The organism is Faecalibacterium sp. DFI.5.82, from assembly GCF_029076575.1.
In the GTDB taxonomy this organism is placed as follows: Bacteria; Bacillota; Clostridia; order Oscillospirales; family Ruminococcaceae; genus Faecalibacterium; species Faecalibacterium duncaniae.
In genome coordinates this window covers 1-408 of the sequence record NZ_JARFIS010000108.1, presented here as the reverse complement: position 1 = coordinate 408, position 408 = coordinate 1, and the positions used below count along the sequence as shown (strand labels likewise).

Annotated in this window: 1 protein-coding gene; it reads right to left on the bottom strand. The window is 41.4% G+C overall.

All coding sequences use genetic code 11. The annotated features are described in order from the left end of the window. A partial coding sequence (locus P0G09_RS15800; protein ID WP_275253130.1) for a hypothetical protein occupies positions 1-408 on the bottom strand: 408 nt, incomplete at both ends.

Below are 408 nucleotides of genomic sequence, written 5' to 3'. Positions count from 1 at the left end.
AGAACCTCATTTGGCACGCCATTTTCATAAGCATTATTGAGTACCTTGATAAAGGATTCTACAAAGTTCCCATTCGCTGCTAATTCTTCATTAAACTCTGCCATCAAGGTTTCTGCATCGCTAGACAATTTTTCTGTGTTGCCCTGAGCATTTGCCAATTCCCGATGGAAATTACTGAAAATCTGATTCGCAGATTCAGCCGCCTGAACATTGCTTTGAGATGAAGCCTTAACGCCTGAAGTCGTACTTAACAAAGATCTGAATTCAGAATTAAGTGAAGACAGCTCAGAGTCCGTTTTGGCCAAAGCTGCTGTACTAGCAGTCTGAGATGTCGCAATTTCAGACAAGCTCTCTCTTAGCTTTTCATATTGTTTCAGCTGACCATCGATGGCTGTTCCTAATTCCTTA